This is a genomic window from Alkalicella caledoniensis (genome assembly GCF_014467015.1).
GTDB lineage: Bacteria > Bacillota > Proteinivoracia > Proteinivoracales > Proteinivoracaceae > Alkalicella > Alkalicella caledoniensis.
Window position 1 is genome coordinate 1470600 of record NZ_CP058559.1, and the last position, 26601, is coordinate 1497200.

At 35.5% G+C, this 26601-nt stretch carries 20 protein-coding genes; 7 read left to right on the plus strand and 13 right to left on the minus strand.

Features of this window, described 5'->3' with window-relative positions:
• Position 1: 1 nt before the first annotated feature.
• The gene (abc-f, locus tag HYG86_RS07170; RefSeq protein WP_213168388.1) at positions 2-1798 is read right to left on the minus strand and encodes a ribosomal protection-like ABC-F family protein; all 1797 of its coding nucleotides are present in this window, start codon (positions 1796-1798) and stop codon (positions 2-4) included.
• A 697-nt stretch (positions 1799-2495) separates the two neighbouring features.
• Here abc-f and HYG86_RS07175 point away from each other — a divergent pair.
• Positions 2496-2735 (plus strand): FeoA family protein, encoded by a 240-nt coding sequence (locus HYG86_RS07175; RefSeq protein WP_213168390.1) that lies wholly within the window; start codon positions 2496-2498, stop codon positions 2733-2735.
• Between the two features lie 13 nt (positions 2736-2748).
• Positions 2749-4890: a ferrous iron transport protein B gene (gene feoB / locus HYG86_RS07180; RefSeq protein ID WP_213168393.1), complete on the plus strand. Its 2142-nt coding sequence runs from the start codon at positions 2749-2751 to the stop codon at positions 4888-4890.
• Positions 4891-4939: 49 nt separating this feature from the next.
• Here feoB and HYG86_RS07185 read toward each other — a convergent pair whose 3' ends face one another.
• From HYG86_RS07185 to HYG86_RS07205, 5 genes are all read right to left on the minus strand, one after another.
• Positions 4940-6835 (minus strand): type I glutamate--ammonia ligase, encoded by a 1896-nt coding sequence (locus HYG86_RS07185; protein ID WP_213168395.1) that lies wholly within the window; start codon positions 6833-6835, stop codon positions 4940-4942.
• A gap of 36 nt (positions 6836-6871) precedes the next feature.
• Positions 6872-8716 (minus strand): asparagine synthase (glutamine-hydrolyzing), encoded by a 1845-nt coding sequence (asnB, locus tag HYG86_RS07190; RefSeq protein ID WP_213168397.1) that lies wholly within the window; start codon positions 8714-8716, stop codon positions 6872-6874.
• A 134-nt stretch (positions 8717-8850) separates the two neighbouring features.
• The gene (locus tag HYG86_RS07195; RefSeq protein ID WP_213168399.1) at positions 8851-9735 is read right to left on the minus strand and encodes an FUSC family protein; all 885 of its coding nucleotides are present in this window, start codon (positions 9733-9735) and stop codon (positions 8851-8853) included.
• An 82-nt stretch (positions 9736-9817) separates the two neighbouring features.
• Complete coding sequence (locus tag HYG86_RS07200) at positions 9818-11242, minus strand: amidohydrolase family protein (protein ID WP_213168401.1); 1425 nt, start codon at positions 11240-11242, stop codon at positions 9818-9820.
• Between the two features lie 3 nt (positions 11243-11245).
• Positions 11246-12067 (minus strand): M55 family metallopeptidase, encoded by an 822-nt coding sequence (locus HYG86_RS07205; RefSeq protein ID WP_213168403.1) that lies wholly within the window; start codon positions 12065-12067, stop codon positions 11246-11248.
• A 209-nt stretch (positions 12068-12276) separates the two neighbouring features.
• On the opposite strand from HYG86_RS07205, the gene HYG86_RS07210 reads away from it, so the two are divergent.
• Both HYG86_RS07210 and HYG86_RS07215 read left to right on the plus strand, forming a co-directional pair.
• Positions 12277-14748, plus strand: a complete 2472-nt coding sequence (locus HYG86_RS07210; protein WP_213168405.1) for an FtsX-like permease family protein — start codon at positions 12277-12279, stop codon at positions 14746-14748.
• 15 nt (positions 14749-14763) lie between these two features.
• A complete protein-coding gene (locus HYG86_RS07215) occupies positions 14764-15465 on the plus strand; it encodes an ABC transporter ATP-binding protein (protein ID WP_213168406.1) in 702 nt (233 codons plus the stop codon).
• A 33-nt stretch (positions 15466-15498) separates the two neighbouring features.
• On the opposite strand, the gene HYG86_RS07220 is transcribed toward HYG86_RS07215, so the two are convergent.
• Both HYG86_RS07220 and HYG86_RS07225 read right to left on the minus strand, forming a co-directional pair.
• A complete protein-coding gene (locus tag HYG86_RS07220) occupies positions 15499-16935 on the minus strand; it encodes a DUF4179 domain-containing protein (protein WP_213168408.1) in 1437 nt (478 codons plus the stop codon).
• Positions 16925-17452 carry a sigma-70 family RNA polymerase sigma factor gene (locus HYG86_RS07225; RefSeq protein WP_213168410.1) on the minus strand — a complete coding sequence of 176 codons (528 nt, stop codon included), beginning with the start codon at positions 17450-17452 and terminating at the stop codon, positions 16925-16927. Before HYG86_RS07225 ends, HYG86_RS07220 begins: the two co-directional genes overlap by 11 nt.
• A gap of 260 nt (positions 17453-17712) precedes the next feature.
• Between HYG86_RS07225 and pdaA the strand changes: the two genes are divergently transcribed.
• From pdaA to putP, 3 genes are all read left to right on the plus strand, one after another.
• Complete coding sequence (gene pdaA, locus HYG86_RS07230) at positions 17713-18486, plus strand: delta-lactam-biosynthetic de-N-acetylase (RefSeq protein ID WP_213168411.1); 774 nt, start codon at positions 17713-17715, stop codon at positions 18484-18486.
• A 510-nt stretch (positions 18487-18996) separates the two neighbouring features.
• Positions 18997-20154 (plus strand): aldo/keto reductase, encoded by a 1158-nt coding sequence (locus HYG86_RS07235; protein ID WP_213168414.1) that lies wholly within the window; start codon positions 18997-18999, stop codon positions 20152-20154.
• Positions 20155-20503: 349 nt separating this feature from the next.
• The gene (gene putP / locus HYG86_RS07240) at positions 20504-21952 is read left to right on the plus strand and encodes a sodium/proline symporter PutP (RefSeq protein ID WP_213168416.1); all 1449 of its coding nucleotides are present in this window, start codon (positions 20504-20506) and stop codon (positions 21950-21952) included.
• A gap of 90 nt (positions 21953-22042) precedes the next feature.
• Here putP and HYG86_RS07245 read toward each other — a convergent pair whose 3' ends face one another.
• The 5 genes from HYG86_RS07245 to HYG86_RS07265 form a co-directional block, all read right to left on the minus strand.
• On the minus strand, positions 22043-23188 hold the full coding sequence (locus HYG86_RS07245; protein ID WP_213168418.1) for a D-alanyl-D-alanine carboxypeptidase family protein: 1146 nt from the start codon (positions 23186-23188) through the stop codon (positions 22043-22045).
• 37 nt (positions 23189-23225) lie between these two features.
• Positions 23226-23861 (minus strand): TraX family protein, encoded by a 636-nt coding sequence (locus HYG86_RS07250; RefSeq protein WP_213168420.1) that lies wholly within the window; start codon positions 23859-23861, stop codon positions 23226-23228.
• Positions 23862-23935: 74 nt separating this feature from the next.
• Entirely contained in the window at positions 23936-25228 is a 1293-nt protein-coding gene (locus HYG86_RS07255) for an ATP-binding protein (RefSeq protein WP_213168421.1), read from the minus strand.
• Between the two features lie 107 nt (positions 25229-25335).
• On the minus strand, positions 25336-25668 hold the full coding sequence (locus HYG86_RS07260; protein ID WP_213168423.1) for a DUF192 domain-containing protein: 333 nt from the start codon (positions 25666-25668) through the stop codon (positions 25336-25338).
• On the minus strand, positions 25669-26595 hold the full coding sequence (locus tag HYG86_RS07265; RefSeq protein WP_246451914.1) for a type II secretion system F family protein: 927 nt from the start codon (positions 26593-26595) through the stop codon (positions 25669-25671).
• Between the last annotated feature and the right edge of the window lie 6 nt (positions 26596-26601).

Here is a 26601-nt window from a genome sequence, read left to right on the forward strand (position 1 = left end):
GCTACTTAATGGTCAATTCCTCTATTTCTTCCTTGAGTTTTCGAATCTCAGCTACCAGGTCATTTTCACTTTTTACCCCTTCAGTTGCCATAAGTGTGGCAAGCTTTAACTCTAAGTTTCTAATGGTATTTTCCCTCTCAAGGTCATGGAAGGTATTTTGTGATTTACTTTCAATGTACTCTTTATAATTACCGGGGAAATTTGTCACCCCCCCTTTTAAGTCTACTATACTAGTTGCTATTTTCTCCAAAAGGTATCTATCATGGGAAACACATATGACAGCTCCTGAAAACTCCAATAGTGATTCTTCAATTATTTCCCTTGTGTCTATATCTAGATAATTAGTTGGTTCGTCTAAAACTAACAGGTTAGCACCTGAGAAATAAAGACGTAAAAATGCTACACGACACTTCTCACCCATACTTAAATCTCCAATTTTCTTGTATACTTCATCTTTAGAAAACAGAAAACATCCCAAGATAGTCCTAGCTTGAGTTAAAGTCATTTGGGGTATTTTGAGCAAACTATCAAGTAAAGTTTCCTGTAAGTCTAACCCTTCTAATTCTTGAGCAAAATAACCTATCCTAACTTGTGGATTAAGTACTATCTCCCCTTTTTGTGGATTTAAATGCCCTGTCAATAGCTTCAATAGTGTAGACTTACCAACTCCATTTGGACCAATTATACCTATCCTCTCTCCTTTTTTAATAGATATGGATATTTTTTCAAAAATAATTTTTTCTGAATAACCAAAAGAAACACTTTCTAGCCTAGCTAGGGTCCTTGCTTCAAACCCTTCACTCACTATTTCCATCTTAAGTTGCCTTTTATTCCTCGGTTTTTCTACCCTGTCTTTTTCTAATCTCTCCATTTCTTTTTCTTTAGCCTTAAAGCGGTTTACATGCTTTTGAGCCCTAGTTCGCATTGCAAAACGGGCATGGGGATCTTCAACTTTCTTTGCGTTGTTTAATGCCATACCAAACCATTGGGTATATCTTTGGATTGTTTCCTTTAATTCTTTCTTTTGTCTTTCTTGTTTTTTGTACAAATCCCATTGAGTTTTAAATTCAAGAGCCTTTTGTTCTTTGAACTGGCTATACCCTCCTTTATATTTGTTCGTCCCTTGCTCAGTTAATTCGTAGGTCCAATGGGCTACCATATCAAGAAAATATCTGTCATGGGATACAACAAGGAAAGCGCCGGGGTAATCCCTTAACCAATTTTCTAACCATTGCAATGTTTGATTATCTAGGTGATTTGTGGGTTCATCTAACACTAAGAATTTGGGGTTACTAATCATAATCCTTGCAATTTGGGCTCTTGTTTTTTGCCCACCACTTAGTGTATGAAATGGCAGACTCCAGCTCTCCTTAGGTAATCCCACTGAGGATAATACCCTTTCAACCTCTAGCTCCCAAGTGAAGCCATTTAGCTCTATGAAGGCTTGGTACCCTTGTTGATAAATGGGATTTGTAGGGTCCTCTTGGTATTTTACAAGGTCCTTTTTTAACTGATGTAAATTTTCATTGGCGGATTGGACGTAGCTTAGCACTGTTTTTTCTTGGGTGTAAGGATTTTGGACCACATAGCCCCAATCATTTGTGGGTATCCTCCTTTGAATATATCCTCCATCAAAGGTTGTATAGCCTAAAATACCTTTTAGAAGAGTTGTTTTTCCTATACCGTTTCTACCTATGAGTGCTATATGCTCCCCTTCATTGATTTCGATGTTGACATTTTCAAATAATATCTTGCCTTCTATTTCTTTTTTTAACTCTTTTCCTTTAAATACAAACATAAAAATCCCTTCTTTCTTACTGCATTTTAACTAAAAACTAAATCCCTCAGTACAAAAAAACACAGGCCTCTGCCTGTGTTTTAGGTTACAAAGAATATAGTTTCCCCGAAAAGTTAAGAAAACAGTATTTGCTTAAAAATTAATAGAAGTATCCCTTACACTGCTATAGGCAGGAGCCCTTGTCTTTTTTAATTCATTAAAAGTACAAGTTATAGGATGATCATCTTCTTATTGTCTAAGCCTCCTCAGAAATTATTAGTTTAATTATACATTATTTTCTAAATGTTGTAAATGTTCGAAGTTAAACACCTGCTTAATCCTCATCTCTCACAGACTTGCTTGCAAACATTTTTTTCCAAACCTTTATTTTAAACGGAAGAACTATAATTGATACAATTATCAACCATCCCCACCACGGCATACAAGCCACCCCCCTTTTTTGTGATTATTTATGTTGTACTATATTATATTAAAATAATACCACAACATGACACTTGTGTCATGTTAACTTTTCTTAATAATTTAGCAGTTTGATATTAAGTAGGTATCCCTTAACTTACTTATTTATGCTACAACTTAAAAAAATATTCTTTTTTGTAACATAAATAAATAAAACTCCATATATTGCTATTAGAAAAGAAAAGTTTCACACGCCTAACTTTTTTTCACACATCTATAAAATAAGGAGGTACAGTATATGAGTTCAAATATTACAAACTTAAGTAATGTTCCCGTTGGGAGCTACGCAAGGGTTGTGGGTTTAAAGTGCAGTGGGAACTCTCGTAGAAGAATGTTAGATTTAGGGTTAATAACAAATACAACGGTGGAATCATTAATGCAAAGTCCTTCCGGTGATCCCACTGCCTACACCATCAGAGGAGCTGTGATTGCCCTAAGGTCCGAAGAAGCAAAATCAATTATGGTAGAAATAATTTAAGGAGTGGTTAGTTGTGGGTTTAACTAGTAAGTCTACAGGTACTAGCGTACTATCGGAAATGTTCAACGTTCAAAAGAAACATGACGCCGAAGTTGTTGTAGCTTTGGCAGGAAATCCAAATACAGGTAAAAGTACTGTTTTTAATAGTCTTACAGGTCTTAATCAACATACAGGTAACTGGCCAGGTAAAACTGTAACCAATGCCCAAGGTAGGTACAAATTCAAAAACAAAGATTTTATTTTAGTAGATCTTCCTGGCACATACTCACTTATGTCAAACTCTGTGGAGGAGGAGGTTGCAAGGGACTTTATATGCTTTGGAGAACCACAAACAACTATTGTTGTTACAGATGCTACGTGTTTAGAACGGAACCTTAACTTGGCTCTACAAATACTAGAAATAACAGACAAAGTAGTTATCTGTGTCAACTTAATGGATGAAGCACAACGCAAAAAAATAAAAGTAGATTTAGAAAAATTATCTACTATACTAGGGGTTCCCGTTATAGGAACAACTGCAAGAAGTAGCAAAGGTCTAGATGAGTTAATGGATGCTGTAGATAAGGTTTCCATGGGTAGTATTGAAACTAGACCACTAAAGGTTAAGTACAACGAAGAGATTGAGGAACTTATATCAGCTTTAGCACCAAAAATACAAGAAATAGTTAAAGATAGACTAGACAGTCGATGGTTAGCATTGAGAATTATAGATGGTGATAAAAAAATTCTTCAATCTATAAATAGATACTTGGGCTTAGACTTAGCTAAAAAACTCGAGATTGGAGATAATGAAACTGCTGCGGGGAGCGATATTAACTTAAGTAGCTCAGCAATTAGAGACGAAATAGTTTCAAGTATTGTAGGGATGGCAGAAGATATTTCTCAGCAGGTAGTTGTATTCGAGAAGGAAAATCATAATCAGCTAGACAGAAAAATAGATAAGATTTTAACCTCTAGATTCTTTGGAATCCCTATAATGATAAGCTTACTAGGTGCTATTTTTTGGTTTACAATTGAGGGCGCCGATTACCCATCAGGGGCATTGGCAGATCTATTCTTCAGTATTGAGCCTAGATTAACTGATATATTCGTAACACTTAATGCACCGGATTGGCTTCACGGAATCTTAGTCCTTGGATTATATAGGACACTGGCCTGGGTAGTAGCTGTTATGCTTCCTCCTATGGCTATATTCTTCCCTCTTTTCACTTTATTGGAAGACTTAGGTTACCTACCTAGGGTAGCATTCAATCTAGATAACTACTTTAAAAAAGCAAAAGCCCACGGCAAGCAGGCCCTTACAATGTGTATGGGTTTTGGATGTAACGCTGCAGGGGTTATTGGATGTAGAATAATCGATTCACCTAGAGAAAGGCTTATAGCTATAATTACAAACAACTTTGTTCCTTGTAATGGTCGTTTCCCTATATTGATTGCTGTGTCTACTATTTTTATAGCGGGAGCTGCAAAAGGGCCTATGCAATCACTTGTTGCAACTGCAGCTATAACAGGCGTTATTGTACTAGGTGTGATATCAACACTTATAATATCAAGAATTTTATACAATACAATCCTCAAGGGGCTTCCTTCAAGCTTTACTCTAGAGCTTCCTCCTTATAGGAAACCTCAAATAGGTAGAGTTATTGTTAGGTCAATTCTTGATAGAACTCTGTTCGTTTTGGGCCGGGCTGTATTGGTAGCTGCCCCTGCTGGGGTTATTATATGGATAATGGCAAATGTTAATGTAGGCACCATGAGTTTGCTAGACCATAGTGCAGGCTTTTTAGATCCATTTGCCAATTTAATTGGCCTTGATGGGTATATACTCATGGCATTCATATTAGGTCTACCAGCTAACGAAATCGTAATGCCCATAGTAATAATGAGTTACATGTCCGCTGGAGCAATGCTTGAACTTGATAGCCTTGATGCATTAAGAACCCTTTTAGTAGAAAATGGATGGACCTGGCTTACAGCTGTTAACGTGATGTTAATTACTCTAATGCATTTCCCATGTGGTACCACTTTACTAACAATAAGGAAAGAAACCCAGAGTTTTAAGTGGACCTTAGCATCCTTTATGATTCCAACAGTTGCTGGGATAGGAGTATGTTTTGTTTTCACACAGATAGTAAGGTTGATAGGTTTAGCTTAAGATAGATTGGAAAGGGGTTCAGACGTATTGTCTGAACCCCTTTTGTGTCTTAAAACAAGTTTCTTTTATAGCTAATATACAGTTCTTTAAGTTCCTTGATAGTATCTGCAAGCTGTAGCTGTAGATCAGATGCTAGGTCGTATTCTTTTTCTGACAAAGCTTCTCTTAATCTAGTTGTTAGAGATTTTTTCTCCAAGCTATCTTTCATAATATTATGCTTTATTTCGATGATTTTCTTCCATCTAACCACATCTAGATCTGAACTTGTTTCTATATCGTGGATTTGCTGGCATTCCCTGACTATTTCAATATGACCTGGTATGATTCTGTGGAGTAATTCTTCTTTCCATTGCTTAATTATTGCTAACCTAAAGGATTCTATAACGCTATCACTGAATACGTCTCCCCTAAGGAGCATACTCCTTTTTTCTCCAAAGGTAGAGAAATTTTTAACATTTTCCCATACCGTTGCAGGTGGTTTCCCAAATAAATCATCCCTTTCCAGGTCAGTATAATATTCGAATATATCTTCTTCAGTGCGATACTCTCTATTTTTATCAAGATATTTTGCTGGTTCACCAGCTTTTTTTGATAGTTCCATCTCAAGTTCCCTAGGATCTGTTGCGTCTTTAAAAGCTACTATTCCATCCATCATACCTTGATAACAGCTTGCCATAACTAAATAAGTGTTCGAAAGGGGGTTCGGAGCCCTTAACTCAAACCTTGTGGCAAGGGGATTTTGCATATCTCTGATAAGTCCTATCAAAATGGATCTGTTCCTTGATGGTGTCTTGGCATCGTGACCTAGTGAACATACTGTACAAACTGGTGCTTCAAATCCTGGTTTTAATCTGTTAAAACCGTCATTGGTTGGAGTTACAAAGGGACTAATCAACTCGTAATTATTTAGGATTCCCATAAGTGCTCCATACCCTACGATACTCATATAATCATCTGTCATCTTCTTAGGAGAAAACAGATTTTTAACTTTTCCATTTTTAAGTGTCACAGATAACCCAAAATGAGTATGCTCTCCACTTCCTGCTACGCCTTCAATGGGTTTAGCTGCAAAGGTTACTTCTAAACCATGACTTCTAAAAATATCTCCAACTACTTCACGGGCTAATATCTCATTATCACCGGTTTGAATTGCGCTGCTGTATTTCCAGTCGATTTCAAGCTGTTCCATAACATGGTTCAACTTTCCGTTAATACCTATTGTACTGTTTACACCGCCTACCTCTTTATGGCCCATTTCAGGCTCTAAACCGTAATATTCTAGTAGTAACATGGTTTCTTCTAAGGCAGTTCTTACGGATCCTTGGGTTCTCTTCCAATATTGTTCTTTTAAAGTTTGAGATGTGGAAAGTTTTTCCACATCTTCGCGGTCTTCTGGTGTCTTAACCCAAAATTCCAACTCAGTTGCAGCTGTAAAATTTATCTTCTCTATATCTTCAAAACTATCTATTCCCACATTTTCTAATATGGCAGAATTGTTTTTAAGAATTTCTAGAATACTCACCTCAAAATTCTTTGTGGCAGCTACTAGGATAGATCTAGAATCTACAAATTTCCCATTGTGAATAAGGAAAGAAGGTATCTTTAAGGTACCCACTGGTTTATGGTTTTCATCCACATAATTATAATTATAGTCCACAAACCAGTTAACAGTTGTGTCAGGCATGATATCTACTTTTGCATTATTAAGTGTGGCAATACCTGGAAGTACAACAGAAGATCCGTCGGTTTGTACTCCACTTTTTAAAAATCCTTCAATATCCTCCAAAAATAAGCTCACAGGTATTTTTTCATCTGTGGCATTTCCTCCAAGGTCAATACCCATAAGAGAAATAAATTTTATTTCTGGGTGATTTTCTAAAATGTTTTTTAGGTTTGAGGGATTGTTGTGTTCCTCTGGTTTTAGAAAATAAATTAAATCAGTCATTTTTTCCACTCCTTATTTTATATTTTTTAGAGAGGTTTAGTTCACTAGTGTAACTTTGTATTCCCTCATCCATAAATCTATTTGAATCAAGTATGCAATTAGCTGGGGTCCTGTCATCAACTGACCATACCATGGTTTTTCAAAGGACTTGCCACCTGTTTTAACTAATTCTTGTACTTGATTGAAATCAATAAGCTGTAATATTGGTGAACTGCTATCAGCTAAGATAGTACCCATCCACTTTTGTACTAGTTTTGTATACTCAGGATGAAAGGTTTTAGGGTAAGGGCTTTTTTTCCTGTCTACTATTTCATTAGGAAGTATACCCTTTAATGCCCTACGCAATAAGCCTTTTTCCCTGTTATCTGTGAATTTCATGGCATTTGGTATATTAAAACAATATTCAACTAACCGATAGTCCGCGAAAGGCACTCTAACCTCTAAGCTATTTGCCATAGTCATTCTGTCTTTTCTATTTAATAAGGTTACCATAAACCATTTTAAATTTAAATAGAATATTTCACGAAGTCTAGAATTTTCTTTAGATTCCCCCATTAGCTTAGGTGTCCTATTTATGGTTTCTTGATATTTATCATTTACATAAGCTTCCAAAGGTAGATTTAATGCTAATTCCCTGGACAAGATGTTCTGTCTCTCTTTAATTGCAGGAGACCATGGAAATGTCCCTGTATTTTGCATATCTTTATTTGTATACCATGGATAGCCCCCAAATATCTCATCTGCACATTCCCCTGATAATCCAACTGTTGCCTGTTTTCTAACTTCTTCACTGAAAAGATATAGGGAAGCATCCATATCGGCCATCCCAGGTAAATCATTGGCTTTTACGGCATTTTCTAGGGCTTTAACTAGTTTGTCTTGTGTTAAAACTATATTATAATGCTCACTACCTATATTCTTCGACATAAGCTTCGCCCAGTATCCATCAGAGTTTGGTTGAAATACGCTAGACTTAAAATATTTATCGTTATCCTGATAATCAATGGAAAATGTCTTAAGAATTTGACCTTTTTCTTTAAATGCATCTGATGCAACCTTTGATATTGCACTGGAGTCAAGTCCACCTGATAAGAAGATACACACAGGAACATCGGATATAAGCTGCCTTTTGATTGAATCAAGAAGTAGTTCCCTAACTTTTTCCACCGTAACTTCCAATGAGTCTGTATGCTCCCTAGCTTCTAAATCCCAAAATTTTCTAACAGTAATGCCAGATGAATCCAAAAGCAAAGAGTGTGCAGGTGGTAGTTCTTTTATGTTTTTAAATACTGCACTTCCCAAGGATCTTGCTGGTCCTAAGCCAAATATTTCACTTAGTCCTTCGGAATTAACTTCCGGCTTCAAATCAGGATGTTTGAGTAGTGCCTTAATTTCTGACCCTAGTAGAAAATCATTACCAATAATACTATAAAACAAAGGTTTTACTCCTAAGGGGTCCCTAGCCATAAATAAGCTGTTTTTATATTCATCCCATATGGCAAATGCATAAATACCATTAAACTCCTGTAGACAATTCTCTCCCCACTCCATATAAGATGTTAATAACACTTCTGTGTCAGAGTATGATTTAAACTGATGACCTTTATCTAAAAGTTTTCTTCTAATTTCTTCAGTATTATATAATTCTCCATTATATATAATAGTATATTTTTTGTCACCATATTTCTTTATCATAGGTTGTTTACCCCCTGATGGGTCAACAACTGTTAGTCTTTTATGACCTAAGTGAACTTTTCTATCTATATAATATCCCTCTTCGTCGGGACCTCTTTTTGACAATGAATTTGTCATATCTTTAATTATCTCTGTATTTTGAGGTAGTTGTGACTTTAAGTTTATCCATCCTGTAATACCACACATATATATCTACTCCTTTATAACGATTTTCATTCTCATTTAACTGATTTGTATTTTATCTTATGCAAGTAATAGGTGAATTGTTCAAATTTTATCTTTCTAGCACATAAAAAAGCGCCTTCCCTTGGAAAGGCGCCTTATGATTTAAAAGCTTCTGAAAGTTCAGTTATTATTTTTATAGACTTTGTCAGTAGATAGTTATAGACCCTGTCTTCATTTGTGAGGTTATCATCTGAGGATTTCTCTATTTGGTAAACACTATAAAGTAGAGCAGAATTGTCTGGGCTAATCTTGTGTTCAGTGCCCATTTCCGCTAGTAAGTGGATATTGTGAAAAAGTTTATTCACAAGGACCCTAGCCTCATGTACGTTTACTTCCCCTTCTTTAACCAGATGGGTTTCTTCTTCTCTTTTATATGTAGGATACTCTCTTTCTAAAATAGCTAGTTCATTTTCAATTTGGGTAAGGGAAAATTCTTCCTTTGTCACAAGACTTATAATTACCTTACTACAATCTTTTACCAAATCTTTACATGCCGCAGTAACAATATCCCTACTAAAGGGTGGTGAAATAGCTAGATTCACCAGAACAGCCACCGTTATACCCACAAATGTATCAATAACCCTATTTAAGCTAGAATAGATAAGGTTACCTCCACCAAAATCCAACATTATAGATACAAATACCACACTTGATATGGAAATTGTCTTCTTAAAGTTTATCAAATTAGAAACATAAATAAGTCCGATTATACCTAACCCGATTATAATAGGATTACCAAGGGCCAAATATGAAAAGGCAAGCCCTGCCAATGCACCAATAATAGTTCCTAAGATTCTATCTCTCCCCATGCGGACTGAGTCAACAATATTTCCTTGTAGTGTGATTATAGCGGCAATTGCAACAAAAAATGGCGAATCTAAGTTTAAAATATAAGCAATTGTTATAGCTATGGTTACTGCTAAAGCTGTTTTTACTGTTCTCATACCGATTTTGACATTAGGTCTTAGGCGAAATCTCATTTTACTCATCCTTTAAGTAATTATTGTGGGGGTCAGGCTTCAATTATCCAATAATGAATAAATGAAGCCTGACCCCGTTTTTTTACAACAGTCCTTCTTGCATCATTTTGAACATGTTGTTATCTTCTGTGATACCTTCTGCTGCCTTGTTACATATCTCCACAGCATGTTTATGGGCTTCTTTAACAACCTGTCTTTCGTCAACAGTTGTTATGGTTTTATTATCAACTATAATTCGCCCATCTATTATGACAGTTTCTACCTCACTACCTTTAGCCGAATAAACTATATTTGGAACCACGTTACGCACAGGGTAATTGACAAGTGGAAAAAGTGCTGGTTCGTTAAAATCAATAATGATTATATCAGCTTTTTTCCCAGATGTCAACGATCCTACCTCATGATCCAAACCAATTGCCTTTGCTGCATCTATAGTAGCTAATTTCAGTACCTTCCATGCTGGGAAAATGGTTGGATCTTGACGTTTACATTTGTTTAGTATAGCTGTGAACTTCATTTCGTTAAACATGTTGTTACAATTGTTCCCTGGTGCTTGGTCTGAGCCTAGGGCCAATTTATCACTTACCTCCAAAAACTCAAAGGCAGGTGGAACAATTCCATCTATTATTCCAATACTACCAGAGCAGAGAATCATAGAAGCACCTTTTTTAGCTAGCAGTCTAGTTTCTTCTTTTGTGGCTTCAGTTAAATGCACAGCCATCAAGTACTCATCTAAATAACCAATCTCATCTAGATATTGAATGCTTCGCTTACCAAAGCGTTTAATCATTTGATTTATTTCCCGGTCACCTTGAGCCACATGCATGTGTATTTTAGTTTGATGCTTTATTGCTAGGTCCTTTATCTCTAATAGTAACTCCTTTGATGCCATGTCTGGCCCTTGGGGACCAAAGAGGCAGGTAATCCTACCATTTTGCTGATGGTGCCAGTTATCTACCAGTTTCATGGCTTTTTGTAGTTTTTGTTGCCCGATAGAAGGGTCTAATGGGTAGACGTCCCCTATTTTTAACCCACTTAAATCTGCAGGCATTTCGTTTACTGTTTCAGCGACCCTAGCCCGGGTCCCCAGTGTAGCATGGTTTTTTACTATATCAAGCATGGGTTCATCGTAGTCACAAAAAGTTGTGGTACCAGCCTTTAAACCTTCCATTATGTTGACCATAGATCCTTTGACCTTAGCTTCTTGTGTCAGCGCTTTAGTGAAGGGCCATAAACCCTTTTGCATCCAATTATCTACATCTTGAGAAAGTCCTTTTAGTATTCCTATGCCTGTATGGATATGTGCATCGATAAGCCCCGGCATAACTACTTTTCCAGTGGCATCAATGTAACGGTGGGCCGTATGGTTTTTTTCAACTTCTCTGCTTTCACCAACAACTTCAATCTTGTTGTCTTTTATACCCACTGCACCTTTTTCTATAATTCCTAGACCTTTTCCTTCCATTGTTATTACAACGCCATTTAGTATAAGTATGTCTAACACCATAACCTAAAGTACTCCACTAGCCAATGTTACTAGTGCTCTAAATAACTTATATAATTCAACTGGGTCTTTAGCATGGAACTCAACGGTTTTAGAGTCTAGCTTTCTTACTTGTGGTAAGCTATTTGCTTTGTCTACCATAACCGATTGGAAAAATTCCAATTGAAGTATTAATGGACTGTTGTGTTTTTTAATAGGGTACTTTTCAATATTATTAACTGCTTTAGCTACAGCTTCTTGGTATGATTTCTTCAACTTGTTGTAAGGTAAATTCTTTGCGCAATAGCGTGAAATTGTATCCTTAACTGCCACTGTTTCAATATCCCCGATCTCTTTTTTAACATCCCATGTAACTTTATTATCCCCTGCTACAAGGACTACTGGTACACCAAAATGGCCAGCAACTAAAGCGTTAAGGCCGCTTTCCCCAACTTCCTCACCATTTATTGTTAGCTTTGACACTATTCTTCCTGAATAGGTGTGGTCAAATATCCCTTGTTCTGTACCAGCCTTGGGATGATAACCTATTAGCATGGCACAATCAAATGTTTCATCTATACCGTCCATCATACTTAAATCCTTAGGGTAACCACTTATTAAGCTCACATCAGGATTCAGATCCTCGATTATAATATTGTCCATGGGGCCATGGGAATCGTTAACGACTATTTCTCTAACACCATTTCTAAAGAGTTCCTCACATACTAGGTTTACTTCTTGGGTCATGAGCTTTCTTGCCCTTAAATAATCCCCGCTCTCGCCAGCTATATGCTTGCGGGATACTACTCCCCAGATACCTTCAATGTCCGCTGAGATATAAACTTTCATTTAACAAAACCCCCTTAGTTATTTTGATAGTCTAGATACCTATATTCTACCATCTTTAGGCAAAAATCAAAAGGTATCCAATATATTATAATTTATTAAACTATTGTTAACTTTTCATTATATATGTTGTTTTGTAATAAAAATGCCTTATAATATATCTGGTCTAGTAAATGATTGACTTTGCCAAACTAGTTTAGGAGGTATTATTAGTGGGTATTTTAATTAAGTTTATTTTAAAAAGTATAACTGAGAAAAAACTCAGGACTTTGTTGATCCTAGTTGCAGTAATTATATCAACTGCTCTTTTCTTTGCTTCAACAACAATGCCAAACACCGTTTCAGAAATCTTTTTAGATTCTATGACAAAGTATGTAGGAGGTTCCGATATTGTAATAACATCTGGTGAAGGCTCCCCTTCCCCTTATTTTAAGGCCGATGTAATAACCACAAGTAATGATTGGGATTATGCTGTTACCTCTGTTGACTCCATGGCGTTGCATAGGGGAGAAGAATTCGAACTCACAACAGTTAAACTGTTAGGTTTTGATTTCCATGACATAAAACAATTCAACCCCTATTATTTAGAGCAGGGTTCTCTTAAGCCCCTCAATAATAACGAAGTAGTTATTGGAAAAGGTTTTAGTGAACATCATGGTTTAGAACTCAATGATTTAGTTGAGCTTGAGATTTTTGGTCAGGAACATGACTTCAAGATTGTAGGAATTGCGGAAAATAAAGGTCCCTTCATGGAGGATGGTCAGATGATTCAATTCTTGGTTTCCCCTAAAAAAATCCATGAGGTATATGGTTTAGCTGACGATTATGTTTCCTCAATTTTTATACGTTCTAACTCCAGTGATTTAGATAGTACTATTACTGATTTAAGTATCAAGTATGATAACCTCTCTGTAGGTCATGCAATCCCTCAAGATGATATAGACTATATGGTGAGCACTATAAAAATGCCATTTAATATTGTCCTTGGGTTAGTATTTTTCATAAGCTTCTTTATAATTTATACTTCTTTTAAGTTGATGATGAAAGAACGATTGCCAATAACAGGAACTTTTAGAAGCATAGGTGCTACTAAAAAATTGACATCTTTAGTACTTATGGGAGAAACAATAGTGTATGCCTTAGTTGGAGGGACAATAGGTATCTTTTTGGGAATCGGAATTTTGAAAGTTATCTCAGTATCTTTAACTACAGGCTTTGGTACCGGAAGTGAAGTGGTAGCTATTTACTCATTTACTAACATAGTACTATCATTCATGGCTGCATTCACAATAACCTTAGTAAGTGGAATCGCCCCCATACTAAATAGCACCAAGTTTTCCATTAAAGAAATAATCTTAAATACAATGGAAAAACCTAAATCCAAGAAAATGTACAAAGTTGTATTGGGAGTATCTTTTATAATTTTCGCCATAATAGTTCCAAGTTTAGCTAATATGTACAGTCTTTTAGCTGTAACTTTGCTTGCCATGTTATTTACCATTATAGCTATTGTACTACTAGTGCCTTATGCCACTATGTTTTTAGTACGGATATTCGAAAAAATCTTAACGGGGATATTCGGAAATATAGGTACTTTAGCCTGCAAAAATATACGAAACAATAAAAGTATAATAGGTAGTGTCACACTTTTAGCCATTGCTATTGCACTATTGCTTTCAATAAACGTGGTGAGCTATTCTGTGGCCCAAGAGGTTGCCCTAACCTATGATAACTATGGTAACTACGCTTCTGTTATTAGGGCTAACAGACTTGATGAGAATGCCCTAGAAAAAACACGTTCTCTAGATGGTGTTGAAAGTGCTACAGGGATAATGACTGCAAATCATATTTCAGTTGAAGGCTCTGATAAAAAGCTGATAGTTCTTAAGGGTATTACCCCTGATTATATTGATTATTGGCGTTTAAGAATTAAACCTGATGATCTTGCACAACTCAGTGATGGCAATATTATAGTAACAGCAAAGGTCAGTGAGATTTATGGGATAGAAAAAGGTGACAATATAACCTTTAGGGTAAATGGTAGAAAAAAAGATTTTACAGTTGTGGGAACCTTTGAATCAATGTCCGACAATGGCGACTTTTCTCTAATAACAATTGAAGATTTCAAGAGCTTATTCAAAGCTGAATTCTACACATCCATATATACCAAAGGACAAGATTCAGAATCAATTGCAAAGAAACTTAGGGAAGAGTTTTATCATTTAAATCCCTTCGTCACAACGTTGGAATTACAAAAACGTATGAATTTAGAGAATAACGCTCAGGTTTTTGGTATTCTATCAGCATTCTCAGTTTTAGCTATGATTTCAGGGCTCTTAGGGATTATCAATAATTTAATAATAAGTTTTATAGAGCGAAAACGCTCCTTAGCAATGTACCGTTCTTTAGGGATGAGCAAATTACAGATTAGAAATATGATCTTGATTGAGTCCTTTACAGGTGGCTTAGTAGGTGGAATTTTGGGAATAATGGGCAGTCTTGTTATCATTCGTAATATGCCTTACTTAACAAAGGCCTTAGCTGCTTACATCCCTATGCATTATCAAGTGAGCACATTTATTTATTTCCTAGTAGCCGGGGTTTTGGTAATGGTACTGGCTTCTGTAAGCCCAGCACTTAAGTCATCAAAAATGAATATCATACAATCAATTAAATATGAATAGAGGTGTTTAATTAACATGAATGTTATTGAAACGAAAGAGATATATAAAAACTTTAAAATGGGCATTGTTGACGTAGAGGTTCTCAAGGATATAAACCTTAATGTGGCAAAGGGTGAGTTTGTATCAATAATGGGTCCTTCTGGATCAGGAAAGAGTACTTTGCTTTATCTCCTAGGTGCTTTAGATAAACCCACATCTGGCCAGATTTTAGTAAATGGGAAAGAACTTTCCGTCCTTAAGGATAAAGAGGAAAGTATTATGAGACGCAAGGAAATGGGTTTTGTATTCCAGTTTTACAATCTCATTCCTAATCTCACAGTGGAAGAAAATATTTTAGTCCCTATGCTTTTAGATGGGAAGAAAGTAAAAGATTATAAGGATAAGCTTGATGAAATATTAAATATAGTAGGACTAGAAGACCGTCGCAAATATACACCAAGGGAACTTTCAGGAGGACAGCAGCAAAGGGTTGCAATAGCCCGTTCTTTAATAAATGACCCAGATATCATATTAGCTGATGAACCCATAGGTAATTTGGATTCGAAAACAGGTACAGAAATAATGGAGCTTTTGCAGAAAATCAATGTGGAGCAAGGGAAAACAGTTATACAAGTAACCCACTCCAAGGAAGCTGCATGCTATGGCACTAGGCTAGTTCTCATGCGTGATGGTATAATCTGTGATTATAATGGGGAACTAAAGAGAATGAGTTCGTAAATTATAAAGGACACCAGCTGGTGTCCTTTGATGTTATTTTAGTCTGATCTTAAATTCTTCGTTTATTGTGGTGTGGTAGTTTATTAATTGAAATATAATCTGATCACTCTTTAATTCATCTGGGTTTATCCAGAGTGTAATATGGTCAGGTCCAAGGGAAACTCCAAATGATGAGTCATATTCATTTCCTTCTATATCATGATAAATATTACTCACCCATGTATCTTTTGGGCATGATAATGTAATACCCATTCTTTCATCCCAGTGATTATTGTAGATAATTTCTGTAAAATTTATATCCTTTGGTCCTCTGATAATTTTTTCTTTCTTTAGATCTACAACAAATTCTGTACTATCTTTGTCCACAGCATTGAAACTTTTCCCAACTAAATATAGCTCTTTATAATCCACAAATATAGGTGATTCAAGTTTTTCAGATGAAACACTTCCAGTATGGAAGCCACCTTTAGATTTATATCTGTTACCTTTGTCATCCATTAACTCAAAGTCATTTTGCAAAATTTCCTTAGTGTTATTTTCATCAACACTGTAAACAAGTATAGCTTCCGTAGGTTTAATAACTATTTTTTCCACATATACTTTTTGTCCTTCTACCAATATTTCCTCGTCTATATCTATTGTCTCAGTCAGCTTTTCAAACCTCTCTACATCTATATTTAATTCAAGGGTTGTTAGATATTCCTCTAGATAGTCCTTTTTATCATCACTGGTGTCAGATAATTTGCTAACAAATGCATCTACTGTTACAGTTTCATCTAAAGTTACCTGTTTTTCTTTACCTTCGTGATTATAGTGGAACCTCGTTGTACTTCTTTTTGTTTCACCAGGATTTATGTCTAAAATATATTGGGTGCTCGAAGAAGTGGGATGCTCTTTGTCCCCAATCTTGAAGTTTTCAAAACTAATAGCTCGGGATTCCATCACTGAGCTAGTTAAATTTTCTATTGAGTAAAAAAGTATGATATTTGAATCATCTGCCACAAGACCTTCAAAATGAATTTTCATACCGTTATGCTCAAATACTTCATCTATGGGCTGCATCATGTCATTTTCAATAGCCCTAGTTAATGTAGCATCATAGTTAATGAACTCTAGTATATGGCTAATTCCTGGTATGTTACTTATGAATTCTGCAAAGGCTGGTGAGATGGATGCAGTTGTTATCAATGCAACTATAAGGACAGCAGCCACGAGGGACCCCACTTTTCTGATATAACTTGTTCTCTTTACATTATTAATCTTCTTTAACATACGTTTTTCAGTGGTATTTGGCATGTTTAGTTTAATTTTATTGCCGTTAAAAATCTCTTCCATTTCTTTAATCATTTCCAGCTCAGCTTGGCATTCCTCACAAAACTGTAGATGATCAGATATTGTATTCTCTTCCTCACTGGGAAGCTCTCCCTTTAAATATTGGCTTAATTCTAACTTTATATCATTACATTTCACGGTATTGCCCCCCAATCATTGACTTAAGCTTTTTAAGGCCGTAGTATACCCTGGATTTTACTGTCCCTTCTGGGATATCTAGACTTAATGCGATATCTTCAATTTTCATATCCTCAAAAAATCTCAGTATTAGAACTGTCCTATGTTCATCTTCTAATTTATCTAGATAGCTGTATAAATCCAATTTTTCTGTGGATGAACTATGGGTAAATTCAGTAATTACTACCGCATCTGTTAATGGTGTTGTCTTTTTATTTCTTTTAAGCAAATCATAACAGTTATTAACAACAATCCTAGTTAGGTATGCATATACCTTTTTGGGATTTTCTATTTTTTTCACTGCTTTAAATCCCTTTATAATGCTTTCTTCCATCACATCATCAGTATCATGATGATTTTTAGTAATATAAAAGGCTTTTCTATATAAAGTATCCTTTTGTCCGAAGAAAATTTTCAAATATGAGTCCCAATCCCCTCTTTTTGCTTTTTCAATCAATTCTTCTAAATTCGACTCCACTATATCCCCTCCTAGCTAAAAGCTCTTTCATATATTATGACATTATTTAATCACAAAAGGTTCAAATTATTTTTAAAGATACATAACTTTTTTTTGATAACAAAAGATAAGAAGAGTTGAAAGTTCCAAAGTTGAAAGTTGAAAGGTAAAGAGTAAGAAGAATTTTTGTTTGTTTTTATATGCAAGTACGTTTTTTGTATTTTTATAGTGAAGAGTAGTGGTTAAGAATATTACTATTTATTTGAAAAAGGAGTGATTTGATGGATATTAAAAAACTTATACCAGTCTTATTAGTTATAATCTTAATTAGCTGCAGTGTAGTTTTAGCAGAAAAATTTTATGACAATACAGCCTATGATTGGTATTTCATGCCTAGTAAGGATAATCAGCCAGCTAGAACTGAGCCCCATTATGAGAAAATGCTTAATGATCATGGTGGTTATTTCATAGGTAATAGTGATGAGAAAGAACTGTACTTAACCTTTGATAATGGATATGAAAATGGTTATACAACTCAAATACTAGATGTTCTTAAGGAAAAACAAGTGCCTGCAGCTTTTTTTGTCACTGGTCATTACTTAGAAACTCAAGCTGAGCTTATTGATAGAATGGTCAAGGAAGGGCATATTGTAGGTAATCATTCTTGGCATCACCCAAGTTTAGTTGAGGTTGATGATGCCACCCTTAAGGAAGAGTTAGATAGTGTTAAAGCTAAATTTACTGAAATGACCGGCGTGGAAGAAATGAAGTACTTAAGACCGCCAAGGGGTATTTTCAGTGAGCGCACCTTGGCCCTTTCTAATGAGCTAGGCTATACAAATGTCTTTTGGTCTTTTGCTTATATGGATTGGGATGTGAACAATCAAAAGGGTGCCCAGTATGCGTACGATAATATTATGAAGAGAGTACACCCTGGAGCTATTATGCTACTGCATTCTATTTCAAAGGATAATGCAGAAGCTTTGGGCAGAGTAATTGATGAATTGAAATCACAGGGATATGTATTTAAAACCTTAGATGATTTAGTGAAATAAAACATAGCACATAGAGACATAAAACTCGCTTCAAAAGCTTAACTTTTGCAGCGAGTTTTTAGTCATAAAAACTCAAAAACTTCACCACAATATTTCACTATTCAAAGACTACAGTGCATACGAGATTTAAACCTAAACCTTAATACTGTACTACTAAAGCCACTAAAAAACTCCTTTCTAATTCTTTGTAACTTTTATATCCGTGAAAATCAGTGTAAATCCGTGGCTAAGCCTCTGAATTTATCATTATATCTATAAATCATTTAGATCATGTAGATCTGTGGCGAAGCTTTTAATTTATCATTATATCTATAGATCATTTGGATCATGTAGATCTGTGGCTAAGCTTTTAATTTATCATTATCTATAGATCATTTAGATCATGTAGATCTGCGGTTAAGGTTTTTAGATGATTCAAATCCGTGGCTAAGTTCTCAAATTACATCTATTTAGATTATCTAAATAATAGTGTATAATAGGAAATATATACTAGAAAGGTGGAGATTACATATGCAACATAGACCTTTTAAGAAACTTGGGTTTGAGACTTCTGTTTTAGGAATGGGATGTATGAGGTTACCCTTAGAGGATGACAACAAGCCTGATCATATGGAAAGAGATGCTTCTAAAATTGACGAGGCAAAGGCTATAGAGTTAATCCGATATGCCATTGACAACGGTGTTACTTACATCGACACTGCCTACCCTTACCATGGTGGTAACAGCGAGCCAGTTGTTGGAAAAGCACTTCAAGATGGTTATAGGGAAAAAGTAAAGTTAGCTACTAAACTTCCTGTTTGGCTTGTAAATGAATACGCAGATTTTGAAAAGCTTTTAGACGAGCAGCTAGAAAAACTTCAGACCGATTATGTGGATTTCTACTTATTACATGCGCTAAACACCACTACCTGGAACAAAGTTAAAGACCTCGGGGTGCTTGATTTCATCGAAGAAGCCATGGCTAAAGGTAAAATCAAGTCTAAATCCTTCTCTTTTCATGATAATCTTGAAACATTTAAAGATATTGTTGATAGCTTTGATTGGGATATGTGTCAAATTCAGCTAAACTTCATGGATGAAGAGTATCAAGCAGGGATTGAAGGAATGAGATACGCTGCTGATAGAGGCATCTCAATCGTTGTTATGGAACCCTTAAGGGGCGGAAAATTAGTTAGGGATATTCCTGAAGAAGTTCAATCTATTTGGGATCAAGCAGAAGTTAAAAGAAAGCCTGCTGACTGGGCTTTTAGGTGGGTTTGCAATCATCCAGAAGTAGCTGTTGTGCTAAGCGGTATGGGTAATATCCCTGAACTACAAGAAAATATCAATACATTTAAAACAGCTTTACCTAATTCATTGACTAGCCAAGAAATAAATCTAGTTAATCAGGTTAGAGATGTTTATAAAAGTAAAACAAAGGTTCATTGTACTGAGTGTAAATACTGTGTACCCTGTCCTCAAAAGGTGATGATTCCAAACATCTTCTCTTCATATAACAGTATTTATCTTTACAACACGGAAAAATCTTCTTTAAAGTTTTACGAAAATATAGCAGGGAAGTCTGATGCTTCCCTTTGTGTTGAGTGCGGAATCTGCGAAGAGGCATGTCCTCAGAACTTACCAATAATTCAGCATTTAAAAGATGCTCATAAAGTAATGAGTAGATAATTTTTTTCAAAAAAACCAGCTAAGGGGTTAGTCCCTCTTTGCTGGTTTTTTTGTTTCCAATTTTTAATTAAGTTTGTAGGGAAGATAATTTAAATAAATTAATATTTCTTATTGACAGATTATTCTATTAATAGTAGCATTAGTGTATCTTTTACTTTAACACATTAAAGCGTTTACGAAAGTGGGTATATTTTAATTTTATTTCGCATATTAAATAGTTAAAGAGATATAGGAGGTGGTTTAGTGGAATATTCACTTACTGGCGCTACTTGGTTTTGGCTATTAGTGCCAATGCTCGGTACTGTTGCTTTGTCTTTATTTTCATATTTAACAAAAAAGGAGGAGTAATATGAGTGGAGCTGTATTGACAACTTTTATAGTTTATTTAATTGGTATGTTAGTGGTAGGATTAATAGCATACCGAATGACCAATAACCTTTCAGATTATGTATTAGGTGGTAGAAAGTTAGGCCCAGGGGTAACAGCTTTAAGTGCTGGTGCTTCAGATATGAGCAGCTGGCTATTATTAGGACTACCAGGTGCAGTGTACCTAGGGGGTATGAACCAGATATGGATTGCCGCAGGTCTAACCGTGGGAGCTTTCCTAAACTGGCACTATGTGGCAGCAAGATTAAGAAGCTATACGGAAGTATCAAATGATTCTATTACCATACCAGACTTTTTGGAAAATAGGTTCAGGGATGAATCTAAAGTGTTGAGAGTTATATCTGCTGTTGTTATACTCTTATTTTTTACTTTCTACACCTCTTCTGGGATGGTAGGTGGAGCTAAGCTTTTTGAAGCCACCTTTGGGCTTCCTTATATGCAAGCATTGTGGATTGGTGGAATCGTTATCATATCCTACACATTTTTAGGTGGTTTCTTGGCAGTTAGTTGGACAGATTTTTTTCAAGGTATCTTGATGTTTCTAGCCCTTATTATTATACCTGTTGTTGCTATAACTAACTTAGGTGGTTGGGGTAGTACAGTAAATGCGATTGGTGAAATCGATCCTTCTTACCTGGATGCATTTACGGGAATGACTGCCCTTGGTATAATTTCACTTTTAGCATGGGGCTTAGGTTACTTTGGTCAACCACATATAATTTCACGTTTCATGGCAGTCAGATCAGTGAAAGATATACCTTTAGCAAGATTTATAGGTATGGGCTGGATGGTATTTGGTCTTTTTGGAGCCATTTTTACTGGATTTGCTGGGATAGCCTTCTTTGCAAACTCACCCCTTCCAGATGGTGAACAAGTATTTATTATGTTTACCCAGGTTTTGTTTAACCCATGGGTTTCCGGTGTGCTACTGGCGGCTATTCTTGCTGCGATTATGAGTACAATCGATTCTCAACTTCTTGTTTCATCAAGTGCCGTTGCTGAAGATTTCTACAAGGCAATTTATAAAAAAAATGCTACCCAAAAAGAATTAGTTTGGATTGGCAGAATCGCCGTTGGTGTTATAGCATTGATAGCATTGCTACTTGCAACTGATCAAGACAGTTCAGTCTTAGATCTAGTTAGTTATGCATGGGCAGGGTTCGGAGCTGCGTTTGGTCCCGTTATCATTTTATCCCTTTTCTGGAAACGCATGAATAAATGGGGTGCACTCTCAGGAATGGTAAGTGGAGCAGTCACAGTAGTAGTTTGGGATTTAGTTGGACTAGGAAAGCATCTTTATGAAATAGTTCCAGGTTTCGTCATATGTGCAATTGCTATAGTGGTTGTGAGTCTTTTAACTGATGAACCTCCCAAAGAGATCCAAGATGAGTTTGATAAAGCAAGAATATAGTTTAGATATTAGATAAAAAACTCAGTATCTCATAAATGTCAAATCATTTGTGAGATACTGAGTTTTATTTTTTCCCTTATATTTCTCTATTTAATTGTTAACATATTCAGCAGGTTTTTCAAAAAACTGAGGTTTCGTCATAAGATACTCAACTAAGGTCAAACCTGCTTCTTTACATTCTTGTGCGGCATCCATACCTATGTACCTATAGTGCCAAGGTTCGTAAATATATCCAGTGATTTCCTCTTTCCCTTTTGGGTAGCTCATAATAAACCCATATTTATGAGCATTTTCCATAAGCCAAAGTGCTCCAGGGGTTCCTTCAAAATCCATTAATCTCCCATTTTTATGTGCAACGAAATCCACCGCTGTCCCAAGCTGATGCTCAGATTCGCCGGGTCTTGCACTACTACGATTTGCTACTATTTCCCCATGTCTGTTTACATTTTCGTTAAATACCTGTGATTGAGTGTCGTAGCTTCGGTAAGCAGATGCTATGTAAAGAACCACACCGTCTTCCTTGGCAGATTTCCACATCTTTTCCAAATTGGTGTAGGCTTCTTCCCTTAACTCATATCTCCACTGGGGATATTTCAACATATCTTTATTAATACTTACTAAATCTGTAGGTGCATACCTTCCTAGATATGTATCTTTGTTTACCAGGGCTAGAAAGTAATCACCATCACTAATCCTAAGGGTCTGACTTTTTAAGTCTAGCTTAAACCTCGCCTCAAGTAGGGCGTCGTCTTTTACTACAAAAGAATAATCTAAATGTTCACTTACAATATTTCCATCTTTAATCCAACCTTCAAATACATACCCGAATTTTGGCTCAGCTATTACTGTTATCTCTTCGTCAAAATCAAACTCACCTTCTCCATACACTTGCCCACCGAGATTCTCTGAGGCAACCAATTTTATTTCAGCCATATACTTTTGGAAATTAGCTGTAATGGTTTGCTCATTGGAAGGCTTGAAAGAGAATGTAGCTTTTTCACTGACTACTTGTCCATTTTGTACCCATCCAAGAAATCTATATCCTTTATTTGCTTCAGCGGTAACAACAACTTGTCCCTCTAACTGTTCACCTTGAACAACTCCGCCCACTGTTGGGTATGCTAATACATGTACATCTGGAAAAGAACGATCAATTAATCGAAATGCCAATAGTAGGGATATAGATAATACAATTATTGAAGTGTTAACTAATAGCATATTCTTTGATAACTTCATCTATCTTTACTCCTCCTTACCCCTTTTAATCTGTATTTTACAATATTATCCTATCTATGACAAATAGGATAATTAAGTGTACAGGATAGAATACGTAAAACCACCAACGGTTTAGTAATATTTTAATCTTCCATTCATAAAGTATGATTGGAACTGCCAAAATGGAGAAAAACTGAACAGGTGTATTGTAATACAGACAGTAGATTAATGTTATTAATAAAAACCAGTTAACTATACTTTCCTTTGATTCCTTGTATTTGTAAAATATTAAAGACATCACAACTCCGTATATTCCATAGCCAAAGTTTATGGCGTACTCAATTATAAAAACATATGCAAGTAAACCCACTAGAGCTACTATTTTTCGTCTTTCATAAAAATCTATTACAAATACTGCCACTACAAGATTAAAGAAAATATTGAAACCAGTGGGAAATATAAGCATATAAGGAATTTGCGAGATAGCTGCAAAAATTCCTAAACGTGTAGCGTATTTTCTTATACTTGATGTATACCTACAGCCTATAGCTATTTGATAAGCAAAGATAGGAAAAGAAATGCGACCAATTATTCTGAAAATAATGGCATGGGGGAAAAAAACAAATCCTATATGGTCTATAAGCATTGTTATAATGGCTATAATCTTTAATAGATCATTCTTATTTGATCCCATTAACTCACCCCACCTCTACTAAAACTTCTAAAGCCGCACTATGGAATTATAACCAAATCCTTTGCTAATATTAGTTACTTTCCCCCGTGGGGAATTTTTATTGTAAATGTAGTCCCTTTTCCCTTTTCACTACTAATTCTAATTTTTCCTCCAATTACCTCAATGAATCTATAGCTTTTCATTAGACCTAGGCCAGTCCCTTGGCTTTTTAAAGAATAAAAAGGTGTTCCAAGTCGGGATATTTCTTCCTTAGTCATCCCTATGCCAGTATCAGTTATTTCTATAATTAGGTTCTTATTATCCTTGTAATTTTTTAGTGTAATTTTACCTCCAGACTCCGTTGCTTCTATACCATTTTTCACTATATTTACGAGAACTTGGGTGAGCTTATTTTTATCTGTGTATAGATAACAACCGAAATCAAGGTTTTTTTCAATTGTTATACCTTTCATCAAGGCATAAGAAGACATTATATTACGTATTGAATCCATAAGGAGAGACACGTTTATTACTTCTTCTTTTTCTATATACGGTTTTGCCATAGATAAGAAGTCGCTTATTACTTGCTCGGCCCTATCTATTTCGTTTACAGCAGTTTCTAAGTATTCTTTTTGCTTATTTGATTCTAAGTTGGGATACAAACTTAGAAGCTGAATGAACCCCTTAGCAGCTGTTAGAGGATTTCTTACTTCATGAGCCAAGGATGCCCCTAGCTCTCCCACTGAGTTAAGTCTTTCTGATCTTTGTAATTCGGTCCTCATATCATTTTTTTCAATAAAACCTTCCATTAGCCCTATGGCCATATATAGAGCTATCACAGTGGAAATATAATATATTACAAAAAAATTTATTAAACCCGTGATGGAGAAGTCAGCCTTGTTCATGTTAACTAAATAGGTTGATAAAAACATTATAATAAGGGCCACTGAAGATATATAAAAAGCTATCAATTTTTTTTGCTTTCTATGATAATCTTTAAACTTAGGCGATATGTATAACGATATAAGTACAACGAATGTGTATACAGCGAGCATAGTATAAAGCCCATCCCCTGATAGGTATAAGCGGTATATAAACATAACAGTAAAACTTACAAATATAGACATTTTCCCACCATAGAAGCCAGCGATTAACATGGGGATTAACCTTAGATCAAAAATATGTCCATCAAATAAAGGGATAGGAAAAGTCATTGCCAATATTATTGATATGGATACTAGCAAACTAAGTTCAATATGAGTTATTTTTAATGATCGATAACCCTTTCTATCTAGGACTAGGCTCTCATATATAAAAAGAGGCAAAAATATGAGTGACGAGTTTAGCAATAGGCCCCTTACAATTTCATCAATTTCGGAATAGGTCATGGGTTCATCTCCCTTAGATAGTAGTATAGCTCTGCGCATCATATTCTAGTATAACCCAATTTTAACATACCTTAAATTAGAAAAACCACCTTTTTTAGGTGGTTTCATTATTTTGAGAGGCTAATTAAGCCTCCCACTTCACAATTTTTAAAAATACCGGCCTTTCCCTCAACTACAATCTTACATCCTTTTACAGGGAGCACTATTTTTCTCGGAGACAAATTTTCTATTTTCTTTAGTATTTTCATATTTCCATCCATAAAAAGAACATCTATGTTAAATTTCATAAAGAAAGTATGGATACTATCACAGGGTTGAAATAGTAAAGTGTCGTGGTGAGGCTGATTTTGAAACATATACCCCATAAATCTTTTAGCAAATGTGTTTGTTAGATGAACATTCCCTATTTCCTCTGATTCATAAAAGAGTTTATTGACCATCTACAGGCCACCTACAAAAGTGTCTATGATGCTTATAACCGCAGGCCCCAAAACAATTATAAAAATTGCAGGGAAAATAAAAAACACCAATGGAAACAACATTTTCACAGGGGCTTTCATGGCCTTTTCCCTAGCCATTTGTTTTCTTTTTTCCCTCAGGTTCGCTGCTTCTATTCTAAGGACTTTACCCATACTTACACCAAGGTCATCAGCTTGTATAATAGAATTTATAAAAAGGGTTAATTCTTCACAATCACAACGTTCACTCATATTCTTTAGAGCAATCTTCCTTTGAATACCCATTTTTATCTCTTTTAGAGTCTTTGAAAATTCATCACAGAGGTCACCAGTAACTGTACTGACTACCCTTGCCATGGCACCATCGAAGGAGAGTCCTGCCTCTACACTAACTGTTATCAAATCTAAATTATATGGTAGGTCCCTTAGTATGTTCTCTTTTCTCACTTCAATTTTTCTAGAGATATAGAAGTTGAATGTTACACTGGCAAGTGCCATTACAAGAACTGAAATGAACAAACTCTTCAATAAATTAGGTTCAATACTATAAACTAGAAATGCCGTAATCATGGGTGAAAATAAGGTAACCATTCCCTTTGTGTACAACCACTTATCCTTGTTGTTATTTTTTATCAAGCCTGCCTTATCTAAGCGTTTATTAAGTGTTAAAAGATTACTACTTGGTGTAGCTTTAACGATCAAAGCAATGAATGCAAAATAAAGGGGTTTCAAAAGCCTTTCAGAAAAAGAGTCCTCTTTGTCCTCTGAACCTTGCTCACCACTATGTATTTCACTAATTTGTTGAATCCTTATGCCCATGCTTATTTTATCACCATAAAGGATGATTAAAGTACCATAGATTAACATAAAGATAGCTAAAAAAATACATAAAACAGCAAATGTTACCAAAGAAAT

What these genes read in the sequence shown, in the direction of transcription:
- abc-f (WP_213168388.1), bottom strand. Translation starts at nt 1,798, where the DNA reads ATGTTTGTATTTAAAGGAAAAGAGTTAAAAAAAGAAATAGAAGGCAAG.
- HYG86_RS07175 (WP_213168390.1), top strand. Translation starts at nt 2,496, where the DNA reads ATGAGTTCAAATATTACAAACTTAAGTAATGTTCCCGTTGGGAGCTAC.
- HYG86_RS07185 (WP_213168395.1), bottom strand. Translation starts at nt 6,835, where the DNA reads ATGACTGATTTAATTTATTTTCTAAAACCAGAGGAACACAACAATCCC.
- asnB (WP_213168397.1), bottom strand. Translation starts at nt 8,716, where the DNA reads ATGTGTGGTATTACAGGATGGATAAACTTAAAGTCACAACTACCTCAA.
- HYG86_RS07195 (WP_213168399.1), bottom strand. Translation starts at nt 9,735, where the DNA reads ATGAGATTTCGCCTAAGACCTAATGTCAAAATCGGTATGAGAACAGTA.
- HYG86_RS07200 (WP_213168401.1), bottom strand. Translation starts at nt 11,242, where the DNA reads ATGGTGTTAGACATACTTATACTAAATGGCGTTGTAATAACAATGGAA.
- HYG86_RS07205 (WP_213168403.1), bottom strand. Translation starts at nt 12,067, where the DNA reads ATGAAAGTTTATATCTCAGCGGACATTGAAGGTATCTGGGGAGTAGTA.
- HYG86_RS07215 (WP_213168406.1), top strand. Translation starts at nt 14,764, where the DNA reads ATGAATGTTATTGAAACGAAAGAGATATATAAAAACTTTAAAATGGGC.
- pdaA (WP_213168411.1), top strand. Translation starts at nt 17,713, where the DNA reads ATGGATATTAAAAAACTTATACCAGTCTTATTAGTTATAATCTTAATT.
- HYG86_RS07235 (WP_213168414.1), top strand. Translation starts at nt 18,997, where the DNA reads ATGCAACATAGACCTTTTAAGAAACTTGGGTTTGAGACTTCTGTTTTA.
- putP (WP_213168416.1), top strand. Translation starts at nt 20,504, where the DNA reads ATGAGTGGAGCTGTATTGACAACTTTTATAGTTTATTTAATTGGTATG.
- HYG86_RS07245 (WP_213168418.1), bottom strand. Translation starts at nt 23,188, where the DNA reads ATGAAGTTATCAAAGAATATGCTATTAGTTAACACTTCAATAATTGTA.
- HYG86_RS07250 (WP_213168420.1), bottom strand. Translation starts at nt 23,861, where the DNA reads ATGGGATCAAATAAGAATGATCTATTAAAGATTATAGCCATTATAACA.
- HYG86_RS07255 (WP_213168421.1), bottom strand. Translation starts at nt 25,228, where the DNA reads ATGACCTATTCCGAAATTGATGAAATTGTAAGGGGCCTATTGCTAAAC.
- HYG86_RS07260 (WP_213168423.1), bottom strand. Translation starts at nt 25,668, where the DNA reads ATGGTCAATAAACTCTTTTATGAATCAGAGGAAATAGGGAATGTTCAT.